The sequence below is a fragment of the Ulvibacterium sp. genome, assembly GCF_028285715.1.
Classification (GTDB): domain Bacteria; phylum Bacteroidota; class Bacteroidia; order Flavobacteriales; family Flavobacteriaceae; genus Ulvibacterium.
In genome coordinates this window covers 738,842-765,631 of sequence record NZ_JANQOO010000017.1, presented here as the reverse complement: position 1 = coordinate 765,631, position 26,790 = coordinate 738,842, and the positions used below count along the sequence as shown (strand labels likewise).

Below are 26,790 nucleotides of genomic sequence, written 5' to 3'. Positions count from 1 at the left end.
CAACCCGGAGCCATGAAAAACTCATTTTTACTGATATCGATGCTGCTATTTCTTTCCTGTGGTGAAAGGGAAGACAAAAAGGCTATAGCGGAATACAAACAATGGCATACGGTTACCTTGTCCTTTGAAGGCCCTGAAACCGCTGAAGGAGCTGACGAGAATCCCTTTTTGAACTATCGATTGTTGGTAACTTTTAAAAATGGCGAAGACCAGTATACGGTACCTGGATTTTACGCTGCGGATGGCAATGCGGCCGAAACCAGTGCGGATTCCGGAAATATTTGGCAAGTACGGTTTACACCGGAGCGAGAGGGCGAGTGGAGTTATATCGCCACATTGCACAATGGTGAAAATATAGCCTTAAGCGATAATTCCAATGATGGGACCCCAGTGGAAATAACGAATGCCAAGGGCGATTTTAAGGTAGTGCCCTCGGATAAAAATGGAGAAGATTTTCGAGCTCATGGCCGTCTCGTAACATCAAATGGCTATTTTCAATTTAAGGGCTCCGGCGAGTATTGGATCAAAGGGGGTGCCAATAGCCCGGAAAACTTGCTGGCCTACAAGGATTTTGATGGCACCTATCGCATGCAGACTTCCAATGATGACGGGGAGGCAAAAACGAATGACACCATTCATAGCTATACACCTCATCTTAAGGATTGGAAGGAAGGCGACCCTACTTGGCAAAATGGTAAGGGCAAAGGCTTAATCGGTGCTTTAAATTACTTGGCTTCCAAGGGAATGAACGTAGTTTATTTCTTGACGAACAATATCAAAGGTGATGGAAAGGATGTATGGCCCTATGTATCCCCGAATGATTTTAACCGATTTGACGTAAGCAAATTGGAACAGTGGGAAATCGCGTTTCAGCACATGCAATCCAAAGGGATTTTGCTCCATATGGTGCTACAGGAAACTGAAAACGAAACCATGTGGGATGGTGGAGATACCGGTCCTTCACGACAACTATACTTAAGGGAACTTCTCGCGCGGTTTGGGCATCATCTCGGAATGAATTTCAATCTGGGGGAAGAAAACGGCCCCGCGGATTTTACACCCATTGCCCAGACCGATGAACAGCGCAAGGAAATGACCCGTTTTATTACAAAGATAGACCCCTATGACCATCCTATTCTCTTGCATACCCATTCCCATGAACCGGCCCGCACCAACGTTCTGGACTCCATCGTTGGTTTTACCGATCTCGATGGATTGTCATTACAGGTGGATAAGCGTGAAGGGGCCGCTGAAGTTGTGGAAACTTGGAAGAACAGATCACGCCAAGCCAATAATGAATGGATGATCACCATGGATGAAATCGGGATGTGGCACACGGGAGCGCGGTCGGATTCCTTGGACGGAAACCACGATACATTAAGGCGCTATGTATTGTGGGGTACCTTATTTTCGGGAGCGGCCGGCGTGGAATGGTATTTTGGGGCAAACAGTCGCTATCATGATCTGAATACCGAGGATTGGCGTTCGCGGGATCGTTTGTGGGAAATCACGGACTATGCCCTGCACTTCTTCAGGACGTATTTGCCGTATTGGGAAATGGGACCTGAACACGGATTGATCAACTCAAAAGAGGCCTATTGTTTTCGAAAAACGGCGGAAACCTATGCAGCTTATCTACCCGATTTTAAACCCTATACTATCGATTTAAGTGGGGTGCAAGGGGAATATACCTTACATTGGTACGATCCCTTAAACGGTGGGGAACTGCAACAAGGGTCGATTAAAACCATTCAGGGAGGCGCAATTCAAGAATTGGGGCTTCCCCCTAATGAAGACAAACAGGATTGGGTGGTCCTTTTACGAACCCGGTAATTACGGGCTATAAGCTCTTCACCTGTAGGTCGTGGAAAGCATCGGCCTGAAGTTTCAAAAGCTCTTCGGCTTTCTGCTTCTTGTAGGCATAGACCGCCTCTTCCTCTTCGATCTCACCATATATTTTTTCGTTTAGGGCGGTATCCGTGGCCAAGATTTTTTCCCGTTGTTCCACTTTTTGCATCACCCAAGTCTTAACGACACTTTCCTCATCCTCCAATTTTAGGTCATATTCACCCTTTGGCGCCAATAACTTGGCAATGATCGGAGCGGTCTCAATGGCCAAAAACAAAAGGAAAATGAAGAATGAAGGGAACCAGGGTAATTTGCCCAAGGCATTTATACGGGCCATAAGCCCATCAAAACCATCGATAATAGGCTGGGAATTTTTTACAACCTCGTTGTACTCAAGGTTTAATGCCTCAATTTGCCCTTCCAGAGACTTGATTTTTTCACTATTGTCCTGCTTCAATTGTTGAAGCTCGGCCAAAGCGGCATCATGCTTTTCACGTTTCTCCTTATATACGGGACCTTTGCCCAAAAGCATGGTTCCTGCCCTTCCCTCGGCCTCTGAAATGTAAATGTCATAAAGTGCATCGGTTTCGGCCTGTTTCGTACCGACTTCATTTTTTAATGCAGCAATATCTTCATTTAACTTTTCAATGGTCGGTGTGTATTGCTGTGCCAATTGTTGTTTATTGGCCAAGGTCATTTCATTTTTTTCTTCCAACAACACTTGGTTGATTTCCTTTTCAAAAATCTTCATTTCCAAGGGTTTTGAGATGACTACTGCAATAATAATGGCCAGCAAAATTCTAGGCGTTGCTTGTAAGAGCTCGCTCCCAAAACTGTTGCGCTTTTTGATAGTGGAAACGATAAATCGATCTAGATTAAAGATCAGTAGTCCCCAGATAAGCCCGAAGAAAATAGCGGTATACACATTGTCAAAAACGGTATAGAGGGCATAACTACTGGCAATAAAGGCCATTACAGCGGTAAAGAAAACGGTGGCGCCTATTCCGGCGTATTTGTTCTGTTCACCTTGGGAACAAGTTTTTAGAATAGAGGTGTCCGCCCCTGAGCAGAGGATAAAAAAACGTTGTAGCATAGTGTTCTGATTTGATCGATGATTTTGATTTCTCTGTTAGAACGTGATTTTCAATGAAATGTTACAACAATTGGCGAGAAATCAGGGCTACAGGACATAATTTATGATTTTGTTTGCTTTAACCAGGCATAGAAGATAGGTGCCTATCCGGATAAAGGTGAAACAGGTTTTATTTGTTACCCTGTAATTTGGAAAGGAAGTCATTGGCTAGCCCCTTAAACCGTTCGTCAGGATTTAAGTCCAGACATTTCTTAAAATTAAACTTGGCATTTCCAAAATCTTCCATTCTAAAATAGCCGATGCCCAGATTAAAATAAGCCTGGTAATTGGTTGGATGCAATTGGGTGTTCAGAATAAAATAGTCTAGGGATTCCTCCCCTTTACCTCCCATGGACAATAGTTGTGCGGTATGGTTCAATTCATAATAATCGAAGTCGCATTTTTCATTTCTCCGGTATACTTCCAAAAACAAGTCCAGCATTTTATCAAAGGTTACATGTTTCAGAACTTTGCTATGAAAAGCTGTCTTATAATTGGATTGATACCAGGCCATAAGCTCTTTTGCTGCGGATACCCCATCCTTTTCTGCAACAAGAAAGATCAACTTTTGCAAATCGGCCTCCGGATAGGGAATATAGGGTTCCTTGGACAAGGATGCGTCCAAAAATGAAACCAGATTCGTTACCTTGCCCTCCATATATTGATTAAAAAGTACATCCACCTTGGGCAGTCCTTTTTTGGCTCTTATCTGTACAAAGGAAGGGTCTGTGTTACTTGTATTGAAGTGTTGCCGGGTCATGTCCCCATAATCAAGCTTATCCCGGAATACCCCGTTAAGAAATCCCAATATATATTGGGTCATTAGGTTATATCCCTTCACTTTTATGGCTACATTTTCCGTAGTATCATTTGAGCCAAAAAGCTTTATGAATTGCGACGCCAGATCCGTGTGCTCCAGTTGAGGTAGGTTGACCATATAGGCATCGCTGTAAACCAATTTATCGAAAAAGGGCAGTTCGTTCATATAGCCCAGGGAATTGATGAACAATGAGGGCTTTGAAAAGCGCCTGTAGTCCTCATAAGGGGAATCCTCAAAGAAATCATAGGCCTCATGTATACTGGGATCGATACCGATCCAGGCATCTACCGAGGAATTTCGGGCCATCATCAGTACATTGGACAATCCGCCCAAGCTAAATCCGCCAATGGCTATCCTGTCCGTGTCGGCGTTGGGCAACGTTTCCAAAATACTAAATAGAAATTCCATATCCCGGGCCTGGGTCTCCACACCAATTCTGGAAATTGGCATTTCCCGTCTTTCAGGGCCTACACTTGGGCTGGAGATAACCACATAACCGTGACTAGTAAGAAATTCGGCAAGCAATGCATTTTCATAGGCGGAGGATGACCAGCTTGGGCCATAAATCAGAACAGGGAACTTTTGTGTTGTTTTCGGAGGAGCCTCTTTTATACCCCTCATGTTTACTTTCAATTCCTTTTCAAGGGTTTTTAGATCCACTGGCTCAATTTTAAGGAAGTTGTCCATTAGACTATCCTTTAAGGTCTTGGACAGTGCCGTTTTTCCTGTCTCATGCGCCATGAGAAAGAAATACTCTGTGTATTTCATCGGGTCTAGACCTACGGCCTCCGCGGGATACCATACGCATACCTGTATGGGCCTGTAAACGGTTTTATGCGGTCCCGAATCTGAACGGCCGCTATCCAAGGAAAAGCTGCGGGATTTATCAAAGGTGTTCCATGTTCGAAACCCAACAGTGTGACTACCATAGGGTTCTGAAATGGAAAGTGACGACTCTTGGGCCATTGCCGTACAGCAATAGAGGATACCGTAAAGAAGCAAACGGGAAACTGCGTTTATCATGATGGTATTACTATAAAATGATCGTTGAGATTTTTTCGGCAATGACATCGTCCTTGGCCCTTCTATACTTATTGGACATGACAATGATTGCTACATCTTCCTGTACAAATCGCCAAAAATCGCCAAAGAATATGCCGTTGCCACCATTGTGCCAAATAGCCGTCCTTCCGGGGCCAAAAGGCATGTGTACCCAACCATAGGCATAGAAGGATTCTCCACTGGCATCTTCCGGTATATGGGGATAAAAGTACTTTTCCTTGGCTTTTTTGTCCAATATAGCATTGCCCAGAAGTGCGGTATGCCATTTAAAGAGATCTTCGGCATTGGATAGGATGCCGCCATTTCCCATAAGGTTCAAAAAAGGGCCATCCTTGCCCCAGTGCTCTTCATTGGGTTTTTTATGTTCCCGCTTTTTGGAATATCCTTTCGCAATGCTATTGGAATCCCAGTTAGGTAATCTATACCCTGTATTTTGCATTCCTGAGGGACGAAAGAGTTCTTTGTTTAGAAAGGTCTCATACCCCATACCGCTTACTTTTTCAATTATAATACTCAATAGGCTATAACCTATATTGGAGTATCTGAATTTTTCCCCTATGTCGGATTTCAGTTGTGATGCGAAAACTCGATGTAAGAAATCCTTCTCGCTGATTTCCTCATAATCACTACCTATACTTGCGACTAAACCGGAGGTATGGGTCAAAAGATGGTGGATGGTAATTTCCTTTTTGTCCATGGGGATTTCCACGAAGTATTTTGAGATTGGGTCGTTTACCGACAGTTTTTTGTGCATCTCCAGTTTTAGAATGGCGGCCGCGGTAAACTGTTTTGTGACCGAACCAATATCATAAATGGTTTTTTTGCCATTTTTTAACCCCCTGGATTTATCGCTCATACCATAGGCGTTATGCACTATGATCTCCCCTTTTTTTGCTATAAGAATGGTTCCAGAGAACCCCTTTTTCTCCAAAGACTGTAGGTACTTTTGCAGACCTATATTCAAAAAGGACGGGTTTGTTTGGAGTTTTTGGGGAGTCACTTTAGGATTGGAGAATCCCAAAACTAAGAGCATAGCTAACCAGGATAACTTCTTTGTTATTGTCAAAAACATAAGTAAGGTTATAGGATTAGTATACTATTGGGAAAGGCTTGCGGATATTTCTACAATGGGCCTATTCCCTTTTGAACCTTTTGAGTTGATCTTGATGTGATCACTGCTTTTTAGCAGTTCAATGGCTTGGTCGGCAGATATTTTTTTCCTTTCATGATAAAAGATAGCATTCTTTTTCTTCATTTTCTTGATGAATTCCAAGGGTGATTCAGGTTCTGGCGGAGGAGGTGGGGGTGGAATATTTTGCTCCAATTTCCGGGCCTGCTTTTGCAGTTCCTGAGATTCCTTTTCCATCAATTTACCCTGTTTTTCCATTTTCTGTGCTTGTTTCTGTAATTTCAGGGACTCCTTTTCCATCTTGCCTCGTTGTTTTTCCAATGCAATTGCAGCTTGCTTCATTTGCTTTTGCTTTCCATTTATTTCGATGTCTACCTCTATCATTTCATTCACATCTTGGTTCACATCTATGTCCACTTCCCGTTCTTCCAATAAGGAAGCCAGCTTTTCCACTTCTTTCTGTATTTCCACTACTTCATCTACGGTTGGTACTGGTGGTACAGGAGGTTCGGGAGGTTCTGGAAAATCAGGAAAAGGTTCCGCCGCGCTTTTTTGATCTTCGGTCATAATACTGTACAGATATTCCAAAAGCTCTATATCGGACTTCTTGATAAAGATGTTTTCCTGAGTGTCGATCATCGTATTGTATTTTTTGGCCAAGGCATTGTATTGTGCAACTTGTTCTTCAGTCGCACCTTCCTGTGATTCCTGAAGGGGATTGGCAAATCTGGGGAGAGGTTCGGCATTGGTTTTCTGAACCTTGGACATTCTGTGGTAGATGTGTTCCATACGCAGTATGTCCTTGGTTTTTACATCCCGCTCATCCATGGCCGGATTATTGTACTTTTTGGCCAAGGCATTGTATTCTTGAAACGTGTCCCAGGTTAGATTTTCTCGGATGCTTTCCATGGGCGTTGGTGTCGCATCGGGAATCGCCGTTTGGATGACTTTTTTACCGCTAAAGCCATAGAGCAATAGGGCCAGCAGAGGTAATACCAGTGTGCTTTTAAGTAAGACTGTTCGTTTTGAAGTTTGTCTTTTCATGATGTTGAATCGTTTTTTAACTTGTGCGTATTGGCTGGAAATCGTAATCTTTTTACCGAATACGGTCAAGTGGATTGATGAATAATTAATGGCGTTGGCCATAGGTAATCGATGGTTTCCATAACCTGAGTCCGATGTATAGGCCAAAAGCATATTTTGATATGACGGAGGGGGAGTACCCTGGTCCAGAACTGCTTGATCCGCCAAAAACTCGTGGTTCAGTTTAATAACACCTTTTAGGATCAAAAGCAACGGGTTAAACCAAAAGAATATTTGCAATAACTCTACAAGAACAATATCCAAACTATGAATTTGTCTGACGTGGGTTTCCTCATGCAGCAAGACTTCCCTTGGGATTTGCTGCGCTTCAACCCGGGTCTTACTCAAGAAAATGTAGTTAAAAAAAGTATGGGGAACGATTTTTTCCCAAAGGAGCACGTGTATGCTATTTTTTGTTTTGAGCTTCGGATTGCTTCGAATGCGGTGAACAATCTCGAATAGATTCCTTGCAAACCGAAGAGTAAAAAACAATGCTCCCAGAAGATAGATGGTCCAAAGGAATAAAGGTATGTAGAAAGTACGTAGACCGGATGTAATCGTTTCGGACGCCCCTTGCGCATTGGAAGTGATATCCAACGTATTTTTTGCGTTCCCGGTTGTAACTTCGATATATTCCGTAAAGGTGATCAAAGGAATGCCAAAGGCCAATACCAAGGATATTAAGAGGTAAAAGCGTTTAAAAACATGTATTTTTTCCCGCTCCAAAAAGATTTTGTAAAAAAGCAGGAAAAAAGCAAGGCATGCACTTGATTTTAAAAAGTATACCAACATAACTACTTCTTTTTAATTTCTTGATCTATCAATTGCTTTAAATCCTCCAACTCTTCTTTGCTAAGTCCCGTTTCCTGAGTAAAGAATGATGCAAATTGACCAGGGCTGTCGTTAAAAAAGTTTTTGATGAGCCCATTGACATGGCGGGAAAAATATTCTTTTTTCTTTACGGTGGGATAGTATTCGCGGGACCGTCCGAAAGGGGTATAGGCCACAAATCCTTTGTCCGTCATTCGTTTTAAAAGCGTAGCGACTGTAGTTGTTGCCGGTTTTGGTTCAGGGTAGGCGTCCAAAAGATCCTTCATAAAAGCCTTTTTTAGCTTCCAGAGTATATTCATCAATTCCTCCTCGGCTTTTGATAGTTGCATTGTTCTACAAAATTAGAATTATCTCTACAAACATAGAATAATTTTTTTAATTCTACAAATGTAGAGTATAAAATTAGTTTTTAGTAGCCAACCCAACTTGGACTTGGTAGTGCCAATAAGACTGCATGGCCCGCCGCTATTGATTTAAACGGAAATTGGCTACCGATTCATTTCGGTAAAATAACGATAAAAATAAGGTATGGTCTCAATACCTTTAAGGTAGTTCCAAACCCCAAAATGTTCATTCGGGGAATGAATGGCGTCACTGTCCAGACCAAATCCCATAAGGACTGTCTTACTTTCCAGCTCTTTTTCAAATAAGGCCACGATGGGAATACTACCACCGCCGCGTTGGGGAACTGGCGGGGTTCCAAAGGTTGTTTCATACGCCTTGGCCGCAGCTTGATATCCTATATGGTCTATGGGCATAACATAGGCCTGTCCCCCGTGATGCGGGGTAATCTTTACCTGTACCCCCTTAGGGGCGATACACTTAAAGTGCTTGCTAAAAAGTTCGGTGATTTCCGTCCAATCCTGCTGGGGTACCAATCGCATTGAAATCTTGGCATAGGCCTTACTGGCAATTACGGTTTTGGCCCCTTCGCCGATATACCCGCCCCATATGCCGTTTACATCCAGCGTTGGCCTAATGGAATTCCGTTCATTAGTGGTGAATCCCTCCTCGCCATAAACGGCGTCGATGTCCAAGGCTTTTTTGTATTCCTCCAGATTAAAGGGAGCCTTGGCCATTTCCATACGCTCGGCTTGTGGGAGTTCTTCTACCTTATCATAAAATCCGGGAATGGTAATATGGTTATTGTCATCATGGAGTGAAGCTATCATTTTGGTAAGGATATTGATCGGATTGGCCACGGCACCCCCATAAAGTCCGGAATGCAAATCACGATTTGGTCCTGTAACCTCGACTTCAACATAGCTCAACCCACGAAGTCCTGTGGTGATGGAAGGTACGTCAGGGGCGATCATTCCAGTATCCGATATTAAAATGATGTCATTGGCCAGTTTTTCCCTGTTTTCGGTAACGAAGGTCGTAAGACTATTGCTCCCTACCTCTTCCTCACCCTCAATCATAAATTTAACATTACAAGGTAATTGACCGGTTTTTACCATAAACTCCAAGGCTTTTACATGCATGTACATTTGTCCTTTGTCATCACTGGATCCCCGGGCAAAAATGGCACCTTTGGGATGTAACTCGGTTTCTTTGATAACGGGTTCAAATGGAGGCGAGTTCCATAGGTCCAAGGGGTCTGGTGGTTGTACATCGTAGTGGCCGTATACCAAAATGGTAGGTAGGGAAGGGTCTACTATTTTTTCACCATAAACAATAGGATAGCCTTCGGTATCGCAAATCTCCACTTGATCGCAGCCCGCTTCTTCCAAAGCTGTTTTAATCGCTTCCGACATGTCAATGACATCTTGGGAAAAGGCTGAGTCCGCGCTTACGGATGGGATTTTAAGGAGTTGGCTAAGTTCATTTAGGAGACGTTCCTTGTTTTGTTCAATGTAGCTCGCAATATCATCCATGGGCCTGGAGTTGAGTTTAAGTCGAAGTTACAAAAAAGAAGTTTTTGCCTATCGAATTATTTAGGGAAAAGGAATTTTGCTTTATATTTGCAGTCCTTTTACGGAATAGAGCCGTAAAGAAATGATTTGAATTGCGGGCGTGGTGGAATTGGTAGACACGCTAGACTTAGGATCTAGTGCCGCGAGGTGTGAGAGTTCGAGTCTCTCCGCCCGCACAAGGAGAAAGCCTCTCAATCTTGAGAGGCTTTTTTATATGGGCAACGTATTTAGCCTTTTTTAATTGGACGGGCAATCCAATTTCTATAAATGTAGCTCAGTAGCAAGCCTATCTAAGGGATAATCCTGTAGTCCCCTTGGGATTCAACATTTTTTACAAAATTTATCTGGATTTATTGTTTATAAAGCTTCTAAAAATTGAGTTAAGACACATCTTCGTTGACTATTCGCCAACCATTATGCGTTAAAATAAGCGTTTGGGCAACTATCATTTCAACTGTAACCATCTTCGCATTCTCCAGTTTTAGCCCAATGACCAAATCAAAAAGTACCACTGCATAATTACCAAAAACATTGGTATTAAAATTTGAGGTCTTAAAGATTTGGGCATCCAAAATGGATTGAGAACTTGGGCTGACCCTCTGCAAAAATGCGTTGAGGGTTTGTATCTTGGTAGGTACTGACTTCTTGGTCTTATGTAGCCCTGGGGTTATTTCTGGAAATCTGCTGGAGTTAAAGTATACGCCATCATCGGCAAATCGATCTGGGGTTTCTTTACTATGTTTTGTCCATAATCTTGCATAATCATTCTGAATGAATCGTTTTATGGTTTTCCTCGCAAAGTCTATCTTTGTTTTTGTAGACATTTCTTTGTGGTTTGTATTTAAATCTTTCCCTTTAGCGCATTTATGGTAATATGGGCTTTCATTAAATCAGCTTGAAGCTCCGCAATAACAATCTCAGCATTTAAGAGGGCGGTTTGCGCATCCCGTAAATCCAGATTGGTCACAGTGCCATTTCTGAAACGTTCCTCCGTCCTATTATAGGCCTCCTGAAATGTGAGTAGATTTCCCTTTTCTCTTACCAATTGTGTTTTTAAAATCTCAATCCGGTTGATTTCTGTGATAGCATCTGTGATAAGCCTATCGGCCAGCTGTATTTCTTGTAGTTCATTTACTTCCTTATTTAATTTTGCTGTCTTGATGGCTGTCTTGGTTTGCCCACCATTAAAAATGTTGAAGGTTAAGCGACCGCCAACCATGTAACCCAAGTTTGTGATTTCGGCCAACTGCTGCAGATCATTTTCTTGATTAAAATAACCATAGTTGGCAAACACGCCCAATCTTGGTAGGTTTCGTGATCTTGCCAAACCTATTTCGTTTTTAGCACTATGAATGCCTTCTTTTACCAATAAAAGACTAGGGTTATTGGCTACAATTTCTGCTTTTATTGTTTCAGGTGACTGCAATTCGTCAATAGTGTATGTTACAGAGACCCAATACCTGCGCTCCGGCTCATAACCAATCAAAAAATTGAGACTCCGCTTGAGGGTGTTCTTGGCCAGAAGTATTTGGTCCAATTGGGTTTGGTCTCGGTTTACATTGCTCTCTACATTCAAAACATCCAATCCTGTGGCTTGTCCAAACAGCTTCTTGTCTTTGAAGCGTTCCTTTCTGTCCTCTGTTATTTGGATGTTTTTCTCCAATAGTTCCTGGCGTCGTTGCAACTTTGCTATTTCTAAAAACAAAGTGCTAACTTCCAAAACAGTATTGTTAATGATAGCTTGCTGCTGGTATTTTGCAATACTGTTCTGGTTCTTCAATAACTTATAGCGATATCGCCCGCTAAAACCCGCGAAGATTGTATAGTCCGCCTGTACAACACCAGAGATGGTGGTTGACGTTACGCCGTTTTCGTCAAAATTCACCGTAGCTGGATTTGGTGGCGGTTGAAAGGTGCGAATCGTTAGGTCCGTTTCATTGTTGGTATAGTTGGCCTCACCTATCAAATTCAATGTAGGCAACAGGCCTGCATTGCCAATACTTACTTGTTCCTCGGTTATGGTAACGAGCTTTTGCTCAATTTGTATGGACTGATTGTTTTCCAATGATAAAGCAATAGCCTGCTCCAAAGACAAGGTTTCCTTTGGCCGATCTTGCGCGGAGAACGTGACTGTTTTCGCAAAAGCACACAGGACCAATGTCCATTTATATAAATAGTTCTTCATTGTTTTTTGGATTATGATAATATGTTCTGTTTTTCCCGTAGCTCTATATCCAGTTCGGTAACCGTGATGTACTTTTTACCCCTTAGGCGTTTGTGATATAATAATTTAAGATTATTCACTAGGGTCAATACAGAAGGCAAAAAAATCAGCGTAAGTACGGTCCCAAAAATGAGTCCATAGGCAATTGCAACTGCAGTAGGCTTTAAGAATTGGGCACTTACCGAATTGTTGAGAAGTAAGGGCGCAAGTCCAAAGACCGTTGTGATTGTTGTAAGGACTATCGGTCGAAAACGGGATATTGAGGCCTCTTTCAGGGCTTCTTTGAAATTCCTATCCGTTTTTAATAGATCATTATATGTTGAAATAAGAACCAGCCCGTTGTTGATAAGAATACCCCAAAGGGCAATCATTCCCAATATTGAAAAAATACTTACTGGGATCCCGTGAAAAAATGAACCCCAAGCAACTCCAATAAAGGCGAAAGGTAGCATTGCTAGAATGGTAATGGCTTTACTGAAAGAACGGTAGCTAAATAAAATTATGGCTATCAGAAGGATCAATACAATAGTGGAGGGTCCCTGACTGCTGGACTGGGTTTCGCCGCTCAAACGGGCTTCTCCTTCCAAAGTATAGCGCAGATTGGGATATTTTTCTTGAATATCCTTGAGAATGGTAGCTTCGGCCTCTGCAAGGACAGCGGGTACAGAGGTTAAAAGACTGGCGACATCCGCTTCAACGCGAACCTCCCGAATACCATTTTGGTGGTTAATTTCCCTAACACCATCTTTTTGTGAAAAGGTGGCTATCTCACCAAACGGATATGAGGCGCCCGATGGAGTAATAAAACGTGCATTTTCCAGTTGGTCAAGACGTTTACGATCTGCTTCGTCATAGCGAAGCCATACCTTTACTTCTTCATCACCGCGCTGCAAACTTTGGGCTTCGAGCCCAAAGAATCCTTTACGTATCTGATTAAACACTTGTCCTTCTGAAAGTCCCAGGAATCGGGCTTTTGATGTCAATTCCATCTCTAATTCGGGCATTCCAACTTTATCTGTGTCAGTGACATCCTTAAGGTCATTCCTATTGGTTAAGTACTCACGAAGCATTTTTTTTGCATCGCGCACTTCTTCAAAATTGGTGCCTAGTAACGCGATTGAAACGGGTTTTCCAAAAACTGCGATGCTTCCATAAGAAAGATTTGTGGCTTCTGGTATGTCACCCACTTCCTGGCGTATGGCATCGGCAATTTCAAAACTGAGAATACCACGTTTATCACCTTCCATCATATAGATGTTCACTAAGCCTTCATCGGAATTTGGACCAACGACCCGCTCCGTATATTTTATGACATCTTGGCCATCTTCACGTTTGCCGGTATAGTCTTCGTTTACTTTCCAGATAGCATTTTCTATTTGCTGTAACTTCTTGTTGGTTATTGATTCATCGGTTCCCAATGGCAATTCAATTTTTGCGGTTATTACATCTTGGTCAATTGTAGGGAAGAAAGTTCCTTTTATCAAACCAGCACTCATTGCACCTACGGTAACAACCATCAACAGGATAACCAAAACAATACCGGAAACCGGGATACGAACAAAAAACCCAATGGCTTTCATATAGATTTTGTCCCTAAACCATAGTAATGAGTTGTTCGTTTTTTGAGTGAGTTTCCAGGGTCTATCTTCTTTGGTCAATGCTTTTGAACGGGCAATATGGATGGGAAGGATAAAAACCGTTTCCATAAATGCAATAAGCAAGGTAGCGCAGACTACGAAAGAAATATCACTGAAGTAATCACCGAGCTGGCCATCCAGAAAAAAGAACAAGGAAAAAGCAAGTGCCGTAGTGGCCAATGAAGCTATGATAGCCGGGACGACTTCGAGGGTTCCCTTTATGGCAGCGTTAAGTGCGCTTGCACCGTCCGTATATTTCTGATAAATGTTCTCCGCCACTACCACACCGTCATCTACGATTACACCAAGGACCACTATCATCCCAAAAAGGGAAACCTGATTGATGGTCAAATCATAAAAGTTGGATAGGATGAACATACCCAACAATGCCACCGGAATTTTAAATGCCACCCAAAATGCCACCCTAGGATTAAGAAAAAGCCCTAAAACAATAAGCACCAATAAAATTCCCTGCCATGCATTGTTTTGTAGCGTGCCTATAGCATCATTAAGGGATATGCTTTTGTCCTCGATTATCTCCGCCTTGATGCCTTCATGAGTTTTATTGAAAGTGTTGAGATAATTGACCACATATTCTGAATTTTCCAGAATATCTTCCTCCGCCCGGGAAAATACCTTTAATATAACGGCTTCCTTTCCATTAATATAAGAGCGGTCTGGTTTATCTGCAAATCGGTCTTTCACTTGGGCCACATCTTCTAGGCGGATTACTTTTCCATCTGCAGTTGTTTTCACGATAATATCACGTAGTCCCTTTGCACTATAAGCTCTGTTGTCTAACCGTAGCAAGATGTTTTCGTTTCCAGTTTTTAATTTTCCTCCAGAGGCTTTGATATTCTCGCGTTGAATAGCTGCATTTACCTCGTCAAAAGTAATCTTGTAGGTCCTGAGGTCGCTTTCCCTAAAGCTTACCTCTATTTCTTCTTCGGGAAAACCTGAAAGGAAAATCTGCGACAACTGTGGCGAATACAACAACTCGTCCTTAATGTTTTTGGCATAATCCTTAAGTTCATTCAAACTCTTGCTGCCTGAAATGGCAACCGTCATCGTATAGTTCAGAATCTCTTCCTTGAGTATAGTTGGACTTTCAACCTCAGGTGGAAAGGTGGTAATACGATCAACTGCATTGGTTACGTCCTGTAGCACTTCGTTCGGGTCCGCATCGTCCAGAATTTCGACACGAACATTGGCAAAGCTTTCTTTGGAGGTAGAGGTGACCCTTCGCACTCCCTTTAATCCATCAAGGTTATCTTCAATTTTATTGACAACATCCGTTTCCAATTCCTGTGGTGAGGCACCGCGATATACCACGTTTACACTAATAAAGCTTACTGGTTCGCCCGGTAAAAAGTTGGACCTCATATTCATCACCGTCAGGAGACCGAGAATAACGATAAGACCCACAAAAAGGTTTGTAAGACGTGGTTTCTGGATTAAATACGTAATTAGTTTCTTCATCTTATTTTGTAATTTTTAAACCCGAAATAGGGTTTTCAAAAGTGGTAAGTACTAGTTGTGAATTGTCCACTAAACCACGTACGGTTACTTGGTCCATACCAGTATTCATTATGAACACTTCCTGTTTTTTGATCACCCCATTCTGTAAGATGTGCACCGTATTGTCCCTTTCCAGAATATCAATGGGAATGGACATCGCGTTTTCATAGGTTTTGGATGGTACCCTTCCTTCTAGGTACATGCCGCTGCGCAAAGCTTTATCCTTTACACTTAGGAAAACAGGGATGTTTTGTGTGTTCGGGTCTACAATATCATTGATCCGAACAACCATAGCGGTAAAGATTTTGTTCAGTTCCTTGCTATTGAATTCTATTTTTTGCCCCACTTTTAAGGCATTGGCAAGTTTTAAGCTTACCGCAGACTCTATTTCATATACCTGATTGCTAATGAACGTTCCCAAAGGTTGACCTGGCGAAACCAAACCACCATTGTCTACCAAGGTAGATGATAAAGAGCCGCTATAGGGAGCTTTTAATGTGAACTTGCTCAACCGCTCTTCTTGTGCTTTTATGGAATAGTAGGTATTATACACTTGCCTGGAGGTCACAAAATACTTTTCGGAATCTGAGGTAGTTTGGGGTAATTCAGGTAAAGCACCCCCAGTTTTATAGTTGGAAACGTAATTGAGCCAATTTTGATAATTATCCGGGTAATCGGCCTTTAAGTCGGGCATCATACCCGTAAGGATATTTAAGAAAGTATTTTTCTGTGACTCCAAAGTAAGGGCAAATTCTTGGCTATCAATACGCAGTAATGTTTGTCCCTTGCCAAATGACGTCCCTTCCTTAAAGGACTTTACACCAAGAAGAATACGCCCCTGCACTTCGGCTACCAGTTGTGTGGAATTTTTAGGGATTACCCTTCCTGTAATGGGCAAATAGGTGGTGACGTTCTCATTTTTGACCGTTTGCAACTTTAGGTCGGATTTTCTAATGACCTGAACGGTACTTTGAGAGTTGTTGGCTGGTTCCCCTTCCTGTGGTTCCGAGGATTCTTTTTCCGCTGTACTCCCACAGGCAATGCCCATTAGACCTATGCCAGCAAGCATAAGCCTCATTTTAATGATGTTTAGTTTTCTCATGTTACTTTTTATTAATTTCTAGATGTGTTTTACTTATGTTATTGTTTAAACAATACTTTGGATTCGTTATTTATAAAATGACCAACAGTCACTTTGGATGCTAAAAAAAAAGTGATCGTTTCACTTGTGTTTTCTGTTGCGGCATTGTCCTTTGGGGTGACAACGAAGGCTTCAATGCTGTTTTCCTTTCCTTTTAGATTATCACATACCATAAGGTTTAAATCGTATTTTTCCGCTACGTTCTTAATATTGGAAACCGAACCCTTGGAGATGATGACATCTGTGTGGTAGTCATGGCATTGCGACAATAATCTAGACGCGGTGTTTAGAACATCACCATGATAAACGAGGTGCCTCACCTCTTTCCCTATTTCGCTTTGTACGACCTCACCACTGTGGATGGAACACTTGAATTTGGGTTGGGTGCCATAGCCTTTTTTGAATGCCTCCTTGTTTTCTTCCAGATAAGCTTTAAAATCTGCAAAAAGTTGGAGTGCTTTTAAATCGGCATTGGAAATATCCATCTCCCAGGTAATTACCGCCTCATCACCTACGTACTGGTAAATTTCAAAGGGCGAAACGTCCACAAGCTCATTCAGAAGTCGAAAACAATCCCTTAGCAGGTTGGCATAATGCTGACTGGAAAGCTTCTCAGCTAGACTGGTAGCGTCATTCAGGTCAATAAACATAAAGCCGCGCCGGACAAGTTTGGGTTTTAGCGAATTTCCCATAGACTGGGACATTAATCGAAACATATTACCCGAACGACGTTCTAGATTTGATATAAAAAACATAAGGATGCTCACCAGTGAAAAAAAGACTATCAATGAGCCGAAAAAAGGACTTAATACGGTATTCGAAATAGCGTTGGTAACACTGTAACTGGCATTTATATGGAAATGAATAGCTAAGAGGAAGATACAGGCCAAAGCGAAAATGAAGATCGAAAGCAAGATCAGGACCACAAACCGAAATGCATTGGAGTAGCCCCATTCCAAGATGGTATCCCCCAGATTTTTGTAGGTTATGCTAAAAAGGGATATAATAATGAGTGCCCCATTTGTGATGGCCATGAATTCATAAAAGTCAAGATTGGTCGTAATCTTTTGTTCAACAGCATGTTGGTCAAGGAGGCACCACATTAGAAAATACACATTGGTGGCAGTGACGGCCATGATGGAAAGGACGATATGGTTTTTAAAAGATCTCATTTTACTCAAACAAAGCCCTTTGGAAAAAATCGTTCATTGGCTTAAGTTTTAGGTAAACCTCTTCTGCTACATCGGCCAAGTCATTTTTGATTAAATATTCCTTAGTTGGATGAATACCCGTACTGAAGTTTTTATACTTCAACAACTCAACGTATTCATGGTTTTTATCATAACCTCTTGGAGGTTTTTTTAACTTTTGGGTATCCTCTTGTAGCCCGCCAAAGAAGGACATAAAAGCGTCATCATTTATGGCATCGTGAAGAATTTCACCTTCATATACGATGGCGGCCCTGACCTCATCCAAGATTTCTTTTTGAGGTCTCCATAAACCGCCTCCTATGTAGGATTCAAATGGGCTGAAAGAGAAGAACAAACGTGCATACCCGTCTTTTTTGGTCATGGGAGAAAAGGCAAAGTGATTTTTATAGATTGGTAAATCAGGGTGAAACATCCTGTTATTGTTGATTCGCATGATCGTGTCCTTGGGAGAAAACTTTTCAAAATGTTTATCGTGCTTTGACAAGCGCTTCAGCATTGATTCAACCTCTTTTAACCAATATGTCTTGGACTGGTTGTAACGCTCTTTATTAGCTTCCATCCAATCTTTTGAGTTATTCTCCGTGAGGTCCTGTAAAAATTTGAAGATATATTCCTTTCCACTCATATACTGATATTTTAAAATGACTGTTAGTCATTATTGGTTAAAAAAATTATTTTGTCATTCCATTTACAAACACTTCCACAAAAGAAGTCATCAATTCTTCTTGTGAGATGTTTTGTTCTTGTTCCAAAAATGCTCTTTTTGAATCTAGGAATTGCATTACGCCCATGCTGCTTCCCCAACACAGGTAATTCATCATCATCGGATTTATATTTTTTTTAAAATAACCTTGTTCTTTTTGAAGCTCTATATGCCCAATAAAAAATTCTTGAATTTTAGTACTGGCCTTACGATGTGATTCGGCTGATGTTTTAAATTCTGGGCGCTCCAGGTACACGATGAGCTCAAAATATTTGGGATAGTCTTTGCTGTAATGATAGCAGGACATAATTACGGCTTTTGTTTTTTCTGGGCCATCAGGACTATTGCGCTCGCTCATCTTAAAGTAATTCAACAACTGATTAAGCGCTTTTGTACTTACCTCGGCCAAAACGTCGTCCTTACTTTGGAAATACTTGTAAACGGTGCCTTTTGCAATACCAAGATATTCAACAACCTTATCAATCGTGAAGTCTTTAACGCCGACATCCAATAAGACAAGGTCAGCGGCATTAATAATTTGCTCTCTTCTAGAAGCTGGTTTAAGATGCTTTTTAGTAGCCACCATTTTAAATTGACTGTTGGTCATTTTGGGCAAATGTATAAATAAATTTTTAAATGTTTAATTATTTTAAGATAAAATTAAACACGTCCACTGTCATTATAAATTCGATTCTTCTGTTTTCCCTATTTTGATTCGTGTTTTGGCGTTATTTGAAAAAGGACAGTGCCGCTGGACCGACGACTTTGCCTATATCCAGCAATTCAAGTAGTTCTTTTTCCACTTGGTTGCAAATGGCCACATCATTATGAGTGCAGTTTTTCAATCGTATCGGATCAAAACTGTTTACCTGAATTTTGGTGGTCCTTAGTTCCCGGGATAGCAGGACCGTAAACATTTCAAGTGCAGCTTTGGCCGTGGCGTAGGCCGTCATTTGGTAATTTGCATAATGAAATCCATCGTCCTTCATTTTGTTTATATCTCCCAAGGCACTTGAAATGTTGATAATTTTTCCCATATCGCTCTTTTTTAATAAGGGAAGCATTGTTTTTGTAATCTCAAGTATGGAGAACAGGTTTACCTCATATAAACTTTTCACATCTTCTTCCATACGGAGTTGGTCTATTTTCTGGCCAAAACCATTTGCTATTTCGCCATTGTTGATAAGCACATCCAGTTTATCGTAACGCTTTTTTATGTAGTCGTGTAGTTGGGTTATGTCCCTCCTTTGGGTCAAATCGGTCTTTAGTATTTCAATATTACCTTGGGTCAACGTTTGCCGTGTGTGATACACTTCACCTTTGGTGGCAATGATAACACTGAATCCGTGGTTCTCTAGAAGTGTGGCAAACTTATGCCCGAAACCGTTCCCTGCCTCTGTTATTAAAGCGATTTTATCCGTATTCATGATTCTGTTTTTAAATCATGACAAAGTTCGGAATAGCGTTGATCAAGAAATAACCACTTTTCACTGGAAAATGGCAAAAATGTTAACTAGAGGGATTTTCGAAACTTGTTGGGGGTGGATCCACTATACTTTTTGAAGAAACGCGTAAAGTGGGTAGGTTCTTGAAAGTTAAGTTGATAGGCAATCTCTGCAACATCCAGACTAGTAAACGAGAGCATTGTCTTACTTTCTAGAAAAACGCGCTCTTGGATAACATCCTTGGCCGATTTCCCCGTCACTTCCTTAACAATAGTCGTCAGATAATTTGGGGTTACATTGAGTTGTTCCGCGTAGTCGCCCACATTTTTTGAATCCACATAGAGCTTATCCACCAGTTGCTGAAATTTTTGGGAAAGAACTTGCTTGCGGCTTAAATGACTCTCCCTGGTCTTGAACCGCTCATAGATGGACTTACAGTTGTATAGTAGTGCCACTAACATCCCTTCCAACATTTTTTCTTGATAGGGGTGGGGATTTTCAAACACGGACAGCATGCGCTCCATATCGGTTTCCAATGATTGTTGCTCCTCAGGAGTCATCAGAAAAACACTATTTTCCGTAATTTTTAAAAAAGGAAAGGTCTCGGTAAGTCGGGGAACGGTTTGAGCAATAAATTCTTTTCGAAACTGTATGTGAATCCCTTTGGTCTCTGGATCTCGTACCCAAGAAAATACTTGTCCAGGTACCACAAACCATAACGGAAATTGTTCCAAATCCACGGCATTGGTATTTAAATTTATACTCGACCCGGCCGATTCGCTCAAAATACCTATTTGATAGTACCCTTGCCGATAGGGCGGCATACAGCGTCTGGCAGTAGGTTCCAGCGATTCCATGGTAAAAATGTCAAATCCGGGGATATGACTGCGATGGTCAAAACCTGTGGCAGCATGTATGTCATTGCTGGTTTCAAATACTGGAATCTCTTTTTTTGCCATATCTAAAAATAGCAAATTCGAACTAATTGGAAAATTACCTTATGTTGTTTAGAGGATGTCACTTACCACTGCGAATCCCACTACCATAACAACAACGGAAACGGTCAAATAGAGTAACGTTATGAGTGCAAACTTTTTCATGATTATTTGATTTTGTTTTATACCCTAAAGGTCCGACTTAAGTGCCCCATGTCGCTAACCTAAAACCTGTAAGAAATGACCAAAATTTAATATTTAAAGCGTTGAGGAAAGAAAAAAGCGACCTTCTTTATCAATAGGTCGCTTTATCTATTTAAGGTGGGTCGCCTTGTATGTGATTTCCCTTATTCTTTTTGTTCCAATTCTATTGACCGATGCTGGCCAATGCCTCTTCCCTGGACATGATTTTGTTCGAATACTTCCCGTATAGTTCAATGTCCAAACTTCGTTCCAGTCCCCCGTAGAATAGGGGTTCAAATCCAATATCCGAGATAAGCCTTTCCGCCAGTTCCTTGTTGATTTCGAAATCAGTAGTGTAAAACACTGCAATGGGATATTCGCGATGTCCCTCTTGCAGCGAAGCCGCGTAATGGGAGGAAAAGGCCTTGATCACTTTGGCTTTGGGTAATATGGCTTGTAGATTCTCCCCCGCAGATTTGCCATTTAGGTTTACTTTGGCCAAGGTTTTGTTTGCTGTCCAGTAAACTGGATTGGTGAGGTCAATTATGGTTTTGTCCCTATCCTTTAGCTTGTCTATGACCTGTTGAAGAGTTCCATAGTTAATGGCCAAAACAATTACATCTCCAAAGTCGATAGTATCTTCCACGGTACCCACTCGGGCATTTTTCAAGTCTTCGACCAGCAGTTTTAAACCTTCGGGATTGCGGGAGCTGAACATGACTTCGTAGCCTGCCTTGGCCCATAAACGACCTAATTGTCCGCCCATATTGCCGGAGCCAATGACTCCGATTCTGTGTGTTTTAGTTTTCATAATACTGTTGTTTAAATTATACTGTGAAAGTAGATTGGAAAAACAGGTTTATGACGACCTTTCTTCATGTTAAAATGACCAAAACCTTATGTTTCGTCTCGCTTCGCTCTTTTCTCACCTTTGGTAGCCGTTCTATGAAGTACTCTCAGCGTATTGCTATAGTTTGGTTTGGCAAGATGGGCTACGGCGTAATTATCGGCAATAACCAAATCCCCTAATTTCCACTTGTGTTCATAATATGTGTTTTCTTTCCACATATGATTGTTTAGAAATCTATGGATTTCTTGGCTCTCATCAAATGATAATGAGTTACTATTGGCACCATCTATAAATCCATTTTTGAATCCTTCACTTATATGCAATAGGTCTATCCGTGTAATGGGATGCTTCCAGACCACAGGGTGTGATCTATACATTTTACCAAAATTTCCTTCAAGCGTCGATAGTCTTTGTTTCATAGTATCAGGTAATCTTTCATAGGCATAATTAAGATTTGAAAAATAGGTCGATGCGCCGTCAATGGGTATTTTATCTATTGAAAAAATGCTGAGGTGCATGCGTTTATTGTAAATTGAGCCATCTGAATGCCAGACTTGACCCGCGTTGGTAAACCCATTTCCTTTTTGATTCGTTACCTTAAAGATTTCGGGATAGTCCTTATACTGGCCAGGAATGTAATCGTAACGCCAAGGCTCTCCCAATTGCTTGGTTAAATTCACTTGTGCTTCCCTTTCAATGGGCTTATCACTCTTCATCAATACCAAGTGGTGTGTATTAATGAGCATGTCGATTTCCTTTGCGGTCTTATGGTCCATAGCCGCATTGGGATCAATATCCAAGATGGTTACACCCAAGTTTGGGGTAATCTTCTGTAACTTAAGTTCTTTGCTTTGTAAAGTTTCCATAACTGACCTTTTACTAGGTTTTTAATGCCATAAAGGTACCTGCAAAATGCGCTTTGGTGTCAACCAAAAACTTGGGGAAAATGACCAAAATTTAATTTTATATGGAATACTTTCGTCCAAAAAGGGATTAGCACATAAACCATCAACGAAACGAATACTGCTGTAAAGCTCTAGGTTCTAAAAAGAATTGGAATTGTATTCGGACAGTCTCCAAAAAAACAAAAGATTTCTGGGACGGGCGGATATATGGCTACCCAAATTACAATTATGGATTTAAGCTTCTTCATATGGTCTGGATTTTAAAGTATAGGATTGCAAATTTTCCATCAAATGCCTTTCGGAGGCGGTACCGGGAATGGATATTACATTGGGCGCAACATCCAACAACCATCTTAAGGATATTTGGTTAATGGTGGATCCCTCTTTTTGTGCTTTTTCAATATCGGTGTTTTCCCAATTGTTCCTGGCAATCGGGGTATGGGCAACAAAAAGGATGTCTTCTTTAGTCGTTTGATCCACCAGGGCTTCGGAACGTCTGTCTTTAAAGCTAAAAGCATTTTGTACGGCATCAATTTTAGCTACCGATTGTGCTTTTTTAAACTGCTGGAGGGTGACATTTGAGATTCCCAGGTGCTTAATTTTGCCCTCTTTTTGAAACGTCGCCAAAGCTCCGACTGATTCCTCAATTGGAATATTTGGATCGGCTTTATGCAAATAGTAGAAATCTATGGATTCCGTTTTTAATCTTCGCAAACTTCCTTCAAGCGCCGTACGCAAATAATACGGATGACCATTGGGAATCACCGCCCCAGGTTGGTATTTAATAAAGCCTCCCTTCGTAGCTACCATTACCTCATCCTTAAAAGGCTCAATAGCTTTCTGGACCAGCAATTCTGAAGTATATGGCCCATAGGCATCGGCGGTATCAATGAAGTTGATACCGTTTTCAATGGCCTTGCGAATGACCTGAATGGCATTTTTTTTATCCGGGGTATCTCCCCAGATTCCTGGGCCTGTTGTAGCTCGCATGGTTCCGAAACCAATCCGGTTGATTTCGAAATCCCCCAATTGAAATGTGTTCTTTGTTTTCATTGCTTTTGTTTTAAAGCGGCCTCCTCTATTAAGAGGCCGCCAATCTTTTTTTGACCTATTTTTGTTTCAAATGTTTTTCCATAAAGGGTACAACGGCATCCACGGCCTGTCGCATTTCAGGATATACATCATAGTAATTGAAATGATACCCCGTACCCCAGACCAATTCCTTTTCGCTCCGTAACAGACTATAAAATTTCTTCGCTTGGTCTGGTATCAGTGCATCGTCCGTTGAAAAAACCAGGGTCGGGATGTTGATGTTTTCTGCCTGACCAATGGGGTCGAACTTCTCCACCCAATCGATCCAAGCAATCCAGGATACCTCGTTTTTCCAGTTTTCTATAGCACCTCCCCTGTTTTTATCAAAGTAGTATTCCCCTGGGGTTAAATTGAAGCCCTCCACTTCCGGAGTGTTGGTAAAGATTTGTGTTTTTTGATTTTCGCCCGTGGCCTCGAAAAGCTTTTGATTGTCCAGAGCACGTTGATGGTTTTTTTCTAGGGTTTCCTTTCCCCAAAAAGGTTCTGCCAAAGCGGGCTCGTACATCCATGGCACTACGGCTGCAATGGCATCAACGCGATTATCGGAAGCTGCCAAATAGGCGGCATTTCCCCCCGAGGTACACACACCTACCATACCTATTTTGTCTACAAAACTTAGATTTTCCAAATAGGTGACTGCAGCAATAAGGTCTTTAAGCTTACCATCTACGCTTTCGTTTTGACGGGGTAGGCCATCGCTTTCCCCCCAACTGACATAATCGAAATTCAAAACCACAAAGCCCTCTTTGACCAGTAGTTGGGCATAGTTATCAGGCATCATTTCCTTTACTGAAGAAACCGACCCCTGTACGATCAATGCAGGATATTGTAACTTTTCATCGAAGCCTTCGGGTTTGAACAAATGTCCAACCAAGGTTAGACCATCACGTTGAAAGCTGATTTCTTCCCTTGATATTATTTCTGTTGTTTTTGCTGTTTTCATTTCTTTGAATTTTAAATTGTTAATGGATTGTTGTGAATGTCCTGAAGGCGATAACAGGAGGGTCGCTAAGAACATTTTTAAAGGATTCATAGGATTTTTCATTGTATTGCTTTTTTATGATTTCATTTTCAATACAAATCTACCTCTGGAACCTCTCTGGAAGGGAACCAAAAAATGTTTTGGGATGACCAATTTCTTGGTTATGTCTAGGACTGCGATTTTCTAAATTGGCCTGGTGTAGTGCCTCGGTGCTTTTTAAAAAATCGATTAAAGTGGGTGGGTTCGTCAAAATTTAGGCGATAACCAATTTCCTTATTGCTTAGGTCAGTATGCATTAAGAGGTAATCGGCCTCCAATAACAGTCTATTGTCGATGATACTTTTGGCATTGGTGCCTACGGTTTGAAGTATGGTCTGGCTTAGATAATTAGGTGTAATATTGAGCATTTCGGCATATCCATTCACCGTACTTACGGCCAAGAAATTTTCGTTGACCAGTTTTCGAAAACGAGCCGTTATACCATCCGTAACTTTTTTTTCCGTTACGTTCTTATTGCGTTCCTCATAAGTCTTATTGCAAAGCCATAAAATTGCCTGGAGGTTTGCTTTAATAAGTTCTCGTTGGGGCTGTTCTGCACTGATATAATTCTCGAAAATCTGCGAATAGTAAAATTCGAATTTTTGGGCGTTTGATTCGTCCAACGCGAACAGGTTGGCTTCGTATATGTTGAAAAACGGAAAATCGCTCAAGGCTCTTTCTTGAAATAGTTCTCCCAAAAAATTGGGATGGAAAAACAGTACATATCCGGATAGATCGCCTTGAATACCCTCCCATTTATGAACTTGCCCGGGAGCATTGAAAACTAAATATTGCTTTGGTGTTTTAAAAGTCTTTTGGTTGATTTGATAGGATAAGCTTGAACCTCCCAGCACTAAAGAGACCTCGTAAAAACTATTTCTAAAGGGCGAAACCTTTCTGGGCAATCTCTCTCGTAATTCTTCGTGTTTGCTTATGTGGAACGTCTCCACAGAGTTTCCCATAACAAGACCCAAGTGCAGATAGAGGTCCTTAATCGTTTTGTGTATGGGTATTTGGGAAGAAATCACTTTTCTAAGGTACGGTTTAGGGATTTACGGGACAAGTAAAAATTTGTGGCGCGCTCCTATAACCGGTTTTGCTTAAAATAGATATATGGCAAAAGCCATCCCTCGTGGATGGCTTTTTTTCTTAAGATTTAACTTCTATTCCGTTTGATCTACGGGATAATCGGTTGGCCTTCCTATCGGTTCATAAGTGGAAAGGTCTTTTAGCGATTGGTTGTAATGTCCAGAAATGGCTTCATAGGCATACTCCCCCAGGGGCAATAGCAAAGGGGGATTTTTCAAATCTACCAGCTCATAGATGGCCTTTGCTCCCTTAGCAGGATCTCCGGCTTGCCTCCCATCGATTGACTTGACCCATTCCATATCCCTGCCAACGGATTCCTGGTAATCCTGTATTTCGGTTTCCTTGTAAGTTGCTGAGTTTCCTGCCCAGTTGGTACGAAAGGGTCCAGGTTCTACGTTCGTTACCTTAATGCCCAAATGGGATACTTGTTTGGCCAAGGAATGCCCAATACCCTCAAGAGCAAATTTTGATCCATTATATATTCCGGAGGATGTAAAGCCTATTACACCACCCACACTGGTAATGTTGATGATATGGCCTTCTCGCCGTTTGCGCATGTGAGGCAATACATTTTTGATCATTGAAATAGGGCCAAAAACGTTGATGTCAAATTGCCTTCTTACCTCTCCTTCGGATACCTCCTCTAAGCTTCCCAAAGAACCATATCCAGCGTTATTGACCAGCACGTCTATCCTGCCGAAATGTTGGATTGCAGTCTCGATGCCAGATTTGACCTGTTTATAGTCGGTAACATCCAGAACAACACCGAATTTCAGTGATTCAATATCAGTAAAGGATTCCGCCTGCTCCTTCTTTCTGAAGGTCCCTATAGCGATATCGCCATTGTTTGCAATGACATTGACCAACTCTTTTCCAAAACCTGTGGATGCCCCGGTTACGAACCATACCTTTTTATTCATTTTTGTTTCCATTTTTGTATTGTTTTAATTTGTATGGTTCAAAAGTATCGTAGGATGGCCCGGAAGGCGTGACCAATTTATGGGCTGGAATGACC

Annotated in this window: 22 protein-coding genes and 1 tRNA gene; 2 read left to right on the top strand and 21 right to left on the bottom strand. The window is 41.5% G+C overall.

All coding sequences use genetic code 11. The features are described 5' to 3' along the window. Positions 1-12 precede the first annotated feature (12 nt). On the top strand, positions 13-1,833 hold the full coding sequence (locus Q0993_RS10380; protein WP_299532570.1) for a DUF5060 domain-containing protein: 1,821 nt from the start codon (positions 13-15) through the stop codon (positions 1,831-1,833). Positions 1,834-1,840: 7 nt separating this feature from the next. On the opposite strand, the gene Q0993_RS10375 is transcribed toward Q0993_RS10380, so the two are convergent. The 6 genes from Q0993_RS10375 to Q0993_RS10350 form a co-directional block, all read right to left on the bottom strand. Beyond that, positions 1,841-2,941: a DUF4407 domain-containing protein gene (locus Q0993_RS10375; protein ID WP_299532568.1), complete on the bottom strand. Its 1,101-nt coding sequence runs from the start codon at positions 2,939-2,941 to the stop codon at positions 1,841-1,843. Positions 2,942-3,110: 169 nt separating this feature from the next. Next, complete coding sequence (locus Q0993_RS10370) at positions 3,111-4,823, bottom strand: hypothetical protein (protein ID WP_299532566.1); 1,713 nt, start codon at positions 4,821-4,823, stop codon at positions 3,111-3,113. A 10-nt stretch (positions 4,824-4,833) separates the two neighbouring features. Beyond that, positions 4,834-5,895, bottom strand: coding sequence for a serine hydrolase (locus Q0993_RS10365; protein ID WP_299532563.1), 1,062 nt, complete (start codon positions 5,893-5,895; stop codon positions 4,834-4,836). Between the two features lie 63 nt (positions 5,896-5,958). Beyond that, positions 5,959-7,866 carry a M56 family metallopeptidase gene (locus tag Q0993_RS10360; RefSeq protein ID WP_299532560.1) on the bottom strand — a complete coding sequence of 636 codons (1,908 nt, stop codon included), beginning with the start codon at positions 7,864-7,866 and terminating at the stop codon, positions 5,959-5,961. 2 nt (positions 7,867-7,868) lie between these two features. After that, positions 7,869-8,234, bottom strand: coding sequence for a BlaI/MecI/CopY family transcriptional regulator (locus Q0993_RS10355; RefSeq protein ID WP_299532558.1), 366 nt, complete (start codon positions 8,232-8,234; stop codon positions 7,869-7,871). A gap of 159 nt (positions 8,235-8,393) precedes the next feature. Then, entirely contained in the window at positions 8,394-9,782 is a 1,389-nt protein-coding gene (locus Q0993_RS10350; RefSeq protein ID WP_299532556.1) for a dipeptidase, read from the bottom strand. Between the two features lie 133 nt (positions 9,783-9,915). Here Q0993_RS10350 and Q0993_RS10345 point away from each other — a divergent pair. After that, positions 9,916-9,997 (top strand) — tRNA-Leu (locus Q0993_RS10345). A 204-nt stretch (positions 9,998-10,201) separates the two neighbouring features. Here Q0993_RS10345 and Q0993_RS10340 read toward each other — a convergent pair. From Q0993_RS10340 to Q0993_RS10270, 15 genes are all read right to left on the bottom strand, one after another. After that, entirely contained in the window at positions 10,202-10,645 is a 444-nt protein-coding gene (locus Q0993_RS10340; RefSeq protein WP_299532554.1) for a hypothetical protein, read from the bottom strand. Between the two features lie 17 nt (positions 10,646-10,662). Continuing rightward, on the bottom strand, positions 10,663-12,006 hold the full coding sequence (locus Q0993_RS10335) for a TolC family protein (protein ID WP_299532551.1): 1,344 nt from the start codon (positions 12,004-12,006) through the stop codon (positions 10,663-10,665). 11 nt (positions 12,007-12,017) lie between these two features. After that, positions 12,018-15,161 (bottom strand): efflux RND transporter permease subunit, encoded by a 3,144-nt coding sequence (locus Q0993_RS10330; RefSeq protein WP_299532549.1) that lies wholly within the window; start codon positions 15,159-15,161, stop codon positions 12,018-12,020. Between the two features lies 1 nt (position 15,162). After that, positions 15,163-16,302 (bottom strand): HlyD family efflux transporter periplasmic adaptor subunit, encoded by a 1,140-nt coding sequence (locus tag Q0993_RS10325; RefSeq protein ID WP_299532547.1) that lies wholly within the window; start codon positions 16,300-16,302, stop codon positions 15,163-15,165. Between the two features lie 38 nt (positions 16,303-16,340). Next, positions 16,341-17,513: an adenylate/guanylate cyclase domain-containing protein gene (locus Q0993_RS10320; protein WP_299532545.1), complete on the bottom strand. Its 1,173-nt coding sequence runs from the start codon at positions 17,511-17,513 to the stop codon at positions 16,341-16,343. A gap of 1 nt (position 17,514) precedes the next feature. Further along, on the bottom strand, positions 17,515-18,177 hold the full coding sequence (locus Q0993_RS10315; RefSeq protein ID WP_299532543.1) for a DUF2461 domain-containing protein: 663 nt from the start codon (positions 18,175-18,177) through the stop codon (positions 17,515-17,517). A 46-nt stretch (positions 18,178-18,223) separates the two neighbouring features. Beyond that, on the bottom strand, positions 18,224-18,862 hold the full coding sequence (locus Q0993_RS10310) for a TetR/AcrR family transcriptional regulator (protein WP_299532541.1): 639 nt from the start codon (positions 18,860-18,862) through the stop codon (positions 18,224-18,226). 121 nt (positions 18,863-18,983) lie between these two features. Beyond that, positions 18,984-19,682, bottom strand: a complete 699-nt coding sequence (locus Q0993_RS10305) for an SDR family NAD(P)-dependent oxidoreductase (protein ID WP_299532539.1) — start codon at positions 19,680-19,682, stop codon at positions 18,984-18,986. Between the two features lie 86 nt (positions 19,683-19,768). Beyond that, entirely contained in the window at positions 19,769-20,659 is an 891-nt protein-coding gene (locus tag Q0993_RS10300) for an AraC family transcriptional regulator (protein WP_299532537.1), read from the bottom strand. A 343-nt stretch (positions 20,660-21,002) separates the two neighbouring features. Beyond that, positions 21,003-21,629, bottom strand: a complete 627-nt coding sequence (locus Q0993_RS10295; RefSeq protein ID WP_299532534.1) for an NAD(P)-binding domain-containing protein — start codon at positions 21,627-21,629, stop codon at positions 21,003-21,005. Between the two features lie 86 nt (positions 21,630-21,715). Beyond that, a complete protein-coding gene (locus tag Q0993_RS10290) occupies positions 21,716-22,534 on the bottom strand; it encodes a TauD/TfdA family dioxygenase (RefSeq protein ID WP_299532532.1) in 819 nt (272 codons plus the stop codon). Positions 22,535-22,807: 273 nt separating this feature from the next. Further along, positions 22,808-23,626, bottom strand: coding sequence for an aldo/keto reductase (locus Q0993_RS10285; protein ID WP_299532530.1), 819 nt, complete (start codon positions 23,624-23,626; stop codon positions 22,808-22,810). Between the two features lie 55 nt (positions 23,627-23,681). Next, positions 23,682-24,608 carry an alpha/beta hydrolase gene (locus tag Q0993_RS10280; RefSeq protein WP_299532528.1) on the bottom strand — a complete coding sequence of 309 codons (927 nt, stop codon included), beginning with the start codon at positions 24,606-24,608 and terminating at the stop codon, positions 23,682-23,684. Positions 24,609-24,814: 206 nt separating this feature from the next. Continuing rightward, positions 24,815-25,714 (bottom strand): AraC family transcriptional regulator, encoded by a 900-nt coding sequence (locus Q0993_RS10275; RefSeq protein ID WP_299532526.1) that lies wholly within the window; start codon positions 25,712-25,714, stop codon positions 24,815-24,817. Positions 25,715-25,849: 135 nt separating this feature from the next. Continuing rightward, on the bottom strand, positions 25,850-26,707 hold the full coding sequence (locus Q0993_RS10270) for an oxidoreductase (protein WP_299532523.1): 858 nt from the start codon (positions 26,705-26,707) through the stop codon (positions 25,850-25,852). Between the last annotated feature and the right edge of the window lie 83 nt (positions 26,708-26,790).

Coding starts and splice junctions, on each gene's coding strand:
- Q0993_RS10315 (WP_299532543.1), bottom strand. CDS start 18,177: ATGAGTGGAAAGGAATATATCTTCAAATTTTTACAGGACCTCACGGAG.
- Q0993_RS10290 (WP_299532532.1), bottom strand. CDS start 22,534: ATGGAAACTTTACAAAGCAAAGAACTTAAGTTACAGAAGATTACCCCA.
- Q0993_RS10355 (WP_299532558.1), bottom strand. CDS start 8,234: ATGCAACTATCAAAAGCCGAGGAGGAATTGATGAATATACTCTGGAAG.
- Q0993_RS10280 (WP_299532528.1), bottom strand. CDS start 24,608: ATGAAAACAGCAAAAACAACAGAAATAATATCAAGGGAAGAAATCAGC.
- Q0993_RS10320 (WP_299532545.1), bottom strand. CDS start 17,513: ATGAGATCTTTTAAAAACCATATCGTCCTTTCCATCATGGCCGTCACT.
- Q0993_RS10350 (WP_299532556.1), bottom strand. CDS start 9,782: ATGGATGATATTGCGAGCTACATTGAACAAAACAAGGAACGTCTCCTA.
- Q0993_RS10325 (WP_299532547.1), bottom strand. CDS start 16,302: ATGAGAAAACTAAACATCATTAAAATGAGGCTTATGCTTGCTGGCATA.
- Q0993_RS10380 (WP_299532570.1), top strand. CDS start 13: ATGAAAAACTCATTTTTACTGATATCGATGCTGCTATTTCTTTCCTGT.
- Q0993_RS10340 (WP_299532554.1), bottom strand. CDS start 10,645: ATGTCTACAAAAACAAAGATAGACTTTGCGAGGAAAACCATAAAACGA.
- Q0993_RS10360 (WP_299532560.1), bottom strand. CDS start 7,866: ATGTTGGTATACTTTTTAAAATCAAGTGCATGCCTTGCTTTTTTCCTG.
- Q0993_RS10375 (WP_299532568.1), bottom strand. CDS start 2,941: ATGCTACAACGTTTTTTTATCCTCTGCTCAGGGGCGGACACCTCTATT.
- Q0993_RS10365 (WP_299532563.1), bottom strand. CDS start 5,895: ATGCTCTTAGTTTTGGGATTCTCCAATCCTAAAGTGACTCCCCAAAAA.
- Q0993_RS10330 (WP_299532549.1), bottom strand. CDS start 15,161: ATGAAGAAACTAATTACGTATTTAATCCAGAAACCACGTCTTACAAAC.
- Q0993_RS10295 (WP_299532534.1), bottom strand. CDS start 21,629: ATGAAAACTAAAACACACAGAATCGGAGTCATTGGCTCCGGCAATATG.
- Q0993_RS10285 (WP_299532530.1), bottom strand. CDS start 23,626: ATGAAAACAAAGAACACATTTCAATTGGGGGATTTCGAAATCAACCGG.
- Q0993_RS10305 (WP_299532539.1), bottom strand. CDS start 19,682: ATGAATACGGATAAAATCGCTTTAATAACAGAGGCAGGGAACGGTTTC.
- Q0993_RS10310 (WP_299532541.1), bottom strand. CDS start 18,862: ATGACCAACAGTCAATTTAAAATGGTGGCTACTAAAAAGCATCTTAAA.
- Q0993_RS10270 (WP_299532523.1), bottom strand. CDS start 26,707: ATGGAAACAAAAATGAATAAAAAGGTATGGTTCGTAACCGGGGCATCC.
- Q0993_RS10335 (WP_299532551.1), bottom strand. CDS start 12,006: ATGAAGAACTATTTATATAAATGGACATTGGTCCTGTGTGCTTTTGCG.
- Q0993_RS10370 (WP_299532566.1), bottom strand. CDS start 4,823: ATGATAAACGCAGTTTCCCGTTTGCTTCTTTACGGTATCCTCTATTGC.
- Q0993_RS10300 (WP_299532537.1), bottom strand. CDS start 20,659: ATGGCAAAAAAAGAGATTCCAGTATTTGAAACCAGCAATGACATACAT.